Origin of the sequence: Burkholderia sp. Bp8984, assembly GCF_003853755.1 — a bacterium.
GTDB lineage: Bacteria > Pseudomonadota > Gammaproteobacteria > Burkholderiales > Burkholderiaceae > Burkholderia.
The window spans coordinates 1-3623 of record NZ_QTQN01000073.1 but is presented as its reverse complement, the minus strand read 5'-3'; the positions used below and the strand labels follow the sequence as shown (position 1 = coordinate 3623).

At 68.5% G+C, this 3623-nt stretch carries 3 protein-coding genes; all 3 read right to left on the bottom strand.

Annotated elements, in window-relative coordinates:
- On the bottom strand, positions 1 to 905 hold a 905-nt coding region (locus tag DID98_RS35230; RefSeq protein WP_124572233.1), incomplete at its 3' end, for an ABC transporter substrate-binding protein.
- A gap of 86 nt (positions 906 to 991) precedes the next feature.
- Positions 992 to 2029: an ABC transporter permease subunit gene (locus tag DID98_RS35225; protein WP_124572232.1), complete on the bottom strand. Its 1038-nt coding sequence runs from the start codon at positions 2027 to 2029 to the stop codon at positions 992 to 994.
- Positions 2030 to 2069: 40 nt separating this feature from the next.
- Positions 2070 to 3623 carry a sugar ABC transporter ATP-binding protein gene (locus DID98_RS35220; RefSeq protein ID WP_124572231.1) on the bottom strand — a complete coding sequence of 518 codons (1554 nt, stop codon included), beginning with the start codon at positions 3621 to 3623 and terminating at the stop codon, positions 2070 to 2072.

Genomic DNA, 3623 nt, shown 5'->3' with positions numbered 1-3623 from the left:
TCGCGCGTGACGAGCGTCGGCTCGATCAGGATCATCGGGTTGGCCGGCTTCTGGCCGTTCATGATCCCGTAGCCGACGTTCACGGCCTGCTGCGCCATCGCCCACGGATCCTGGCTCGACGACGCCTGCACGAGCGTGTTCGACTTCAGCGCGACCTCGATGTCGGGCGCGCCGTCGACCGACGTGATCACGATGTTCGGGCGGTTCAGCTGCTTCGCCGCGAGATCGCTGCCGATCGCCTGCGGGTCGTTGATCGTGAACACGCCGTCGAGCTTCGGAAAGCGCGTCAGGTAGCCCTGCATCGTGTTCATCCCGCCTTCGCGCGAGCCTTTGCCGTCCTGGTCGCTCGACAGCAGCTTGATGCCAGGGTTCTTCGCGAGCACGGTCTTGCAGCCGTTCACGCGATCGATCACGGCCGACACCTGCGGGCCGTTCTCGATGATCACGTTACCCTTGCCGTTGAGCTTCTTCGCGAGGAAGTCGCACGCGAGCTCGCCGGCCTTCACGTTGTTGGTCTGCACGGTCGCGTTCGCGCCGGCCGCCGCGACGTCCACCGCGACGACCGTGATGCCCGCCGCCTGCGCCTTCTTCACCGCCGGCTCAATCGCCTTCGGATCGGTCGCGTTCAGCAGGATCATGTCGACGTGCGCGGAGATGAAGTTGTCGATCTGCGTGAACTGCTTGTTCAGGTCGTAGTCGGCCGAGACCGCGGTGACCTTCGCGTTCGGGTTGAGTTGCCTGGCGCGCGCCTCGGCGCCTTTCACGATCGTGACGAAGTACGGGTTGCCGAGCGAGCCGACCGTGACGCCGATCGATTTCAGCGGCTTGTCGGCTGCGTGGGCGGCGGCGGCGCCGAAGGCGAGCGCGCAGGCGACGGCGGTCAGGGCGGCTTTTTGCTTGAACATGTCGTTGTGTCTCCGGAAGGTCCGTTGGCGGATGGGTGCAGGAGGACCTGCCTGCGCCCCGATGGTCGAGTGGTGAGGAATACGAATCAGGTGCGGGCCGAGTCGCGCTGGCGATAGCGGTCGAGCGCGACCGCGCCGATGATCACGAGCCCCTTGATGATGTATTGCCAGATGTCGGACACGCCGAGCAGCACGAGGCCGTTGGTCAGCACCGCGATGATCAGCGCGCCGATCAGCGTGCCGACGATCGAGCCGACGCCGCCGACGAAGCTCGTGCCGCCGAGGATCACCGCGGCGATCGCATCGAGCTCGTACGACTGGCCGAGCTGCAGGCCGTTGGCCGCATAGAGCCGCGCGGCCGACATCACCGCGCCGAGGCCGGCGAGCAGGCCCGACGCCGCATACACGAACAGCTGGATCGCGCGCACGTTGATGCCCGACAGCCGCGCGGCTTCCGGGTTGCCGCCCACCGAATAGATCCGCATGCCGAGCACCGTGCGGCGCAGGATGAACCACGACAGCGCGATCACCGCGCAGGCGATCACGACGAGCCACGGCACGCCGAGGATCGTGCCGTTGCCGATGAACGCGAACGGCAGTTGCGGGTTGAAGACGGTCGTGTCGTTGCCGATCAGGCGGGCGACGCCGCGCACGGCCGTCATCGCGCCGAGCGTGACGATGAACGGCGGCAGGCGCAGGAACGAGATCAGGCCGCCGTTGATCGCGCCGAACACGAGGCCGACCGCGAGCGCGATCGGCACGCCGAGCCAGCCCCAGCCGGGGATGGTCGACGCGATGAGCGCGGCGACGGCCGACGCGGCGAGCACCGAGCCGACCGACAGGTCGATGCCGCCCGTCAGGATCACGAAGGTCATGCCGGCGGCGAGCACGATGTTGATCGACGCCTGCTGCGTGACGATCGACAGGTTCTGCAGCGTGAAGAAGCCGTCGGTCATGAAGCCGAAGCCGATGCAGAGGACCAGCAGCACCGGCAGCATGCCGGCGGTGCGCATCAGCGACTGCATGCGCGCGCGATGATCGGCGCCGCGCATCAGCGGCGTACGGTTGGCGACCGGATGGGCCGTGGCGGACGCGAGGTTCCGCTGCTTGGTCGGGTGGATCATGTCGGTACCTTGAAGGAAGAAGGAAATGAAGGGGCCGTGGTCAGTGCGCGTCGGCGAGCTCGGCTTGCGAGCCGGTGGCGAGCGCGATGATCGCTTCCTGCGTGATGGGCGTGTGCGTGTGGCCGCCGAGTTCGCCGGCGATCTCGCCTTCGCGCATCACGAGCACGCGGTCGGCGACGCCGATGATCTCCGGCAGCTCGCTCGAGATCACGATCACGCCGACACCCGCGCGGGCCAGTTCGTTGATGATCCGGTAGATTTCGGATTTCGCGCCGATGTCGACGCCGCGCGTCGGCTCGTCGAGGATCAGCACGCGCGGCTTCGTCTCGAGCAGGCGCGACAGCAGCACTTTCTGCTGGTTGCCGCCCGACAGCGCGCCGACGTTGACGTTCGCATTCGGCACGCGGATCGACAGCGACGCGATCGCGTCGCGTGCGCGCGTGGCGCCGCGCGCGAGATCGAGCGCGCCGAGCCGCGCATCGCGGTTGCACACGGAGATGTTGATGTTGTCGCGCACGCTCATGTCGAGGAACAGGCCCTGGCGCTTGCGGTCTTCCGTCAGGTAGACGAGGCCCGCGTCGATCGCGTCGCGCGGCGAATGCGCGCCGAACGTGCGCTCGCCCAGCTTCACGTCGCCGCGCGTGCGCGGCTCCGCGCCGAAGATCAGCCGCGCGAGCTCGGTGCGGCCCGCGCCGACGAGCCCGGCGATGCCGAGCACCTCGCCCGCATGCAGGTCGAGGCTGCAGCCGCGCACGCGCTCGCCGTCGGCGATGTCGCGCACCGACAGCAGCAGGTGGCCGGGATCGTACGGCGCGTGTTCCTTCTTGTAGAAGCCGGAGATGTCGCGGCCGACCATCATCGCGACGAGCCGCTCGGCCGACAGCGACGCGCGCTCGAGCGTGCCGACGTACGAGCCGTCGCGCAGCACCGACACGCGGTCGGACAGCTCGTAGATTTCGGCCATCCGGTGGCTGATGTAGATGATCGCGAGACCTTCCTCGCGCAGCTGGCGGATCAGGCCGAACAGGTGCTCGGTTTCGCGCGACGACAGCGGCGTCGTCGGTTCGTCCATCACGAGGATGCGTGCGCGGGTATGCACGGCGCGCGCGATCTCGACGAGCTGCTGCTCGGCGATCGACAGCGTGCCGACCAGCGTGTCGGGGCCGAACGGCGCACCGAGGCGCGCGAGCACGTCCTGGCAGCCGCGCGCCATCGCCGCGCGGTCGATGGTGCCCCAGCGACGGTTGCCGCGGCGCAGTTCGCGGCCGACGTAGATGTTTTCCGCGACGGTGAGGTTGGGCGCGAGGCACAGCTCCTGGTAGATCACGGCGACGCCGGCATCGCGCGCGGCGAGCGGGCCGTCGACGTCGATGCGCGCGCCGTCGATCAGGATCTCGCCGCCGGCGTCGGCGCGGTACGCACCCGACAGGATCTTCATCAGCGTCGACTTGCCCGCGCCGTTCTCGCCCATCAGCGAATGGATCTCGCCCGGATAGACGGTCAGGCTGACGTTGTCGAGCGCGCGCACGGCCGGGAAGGTCTTGCTGATGCCGCGCATCTCGAGCAGCGGCCGGGGGGACTCAGAACGCGACAT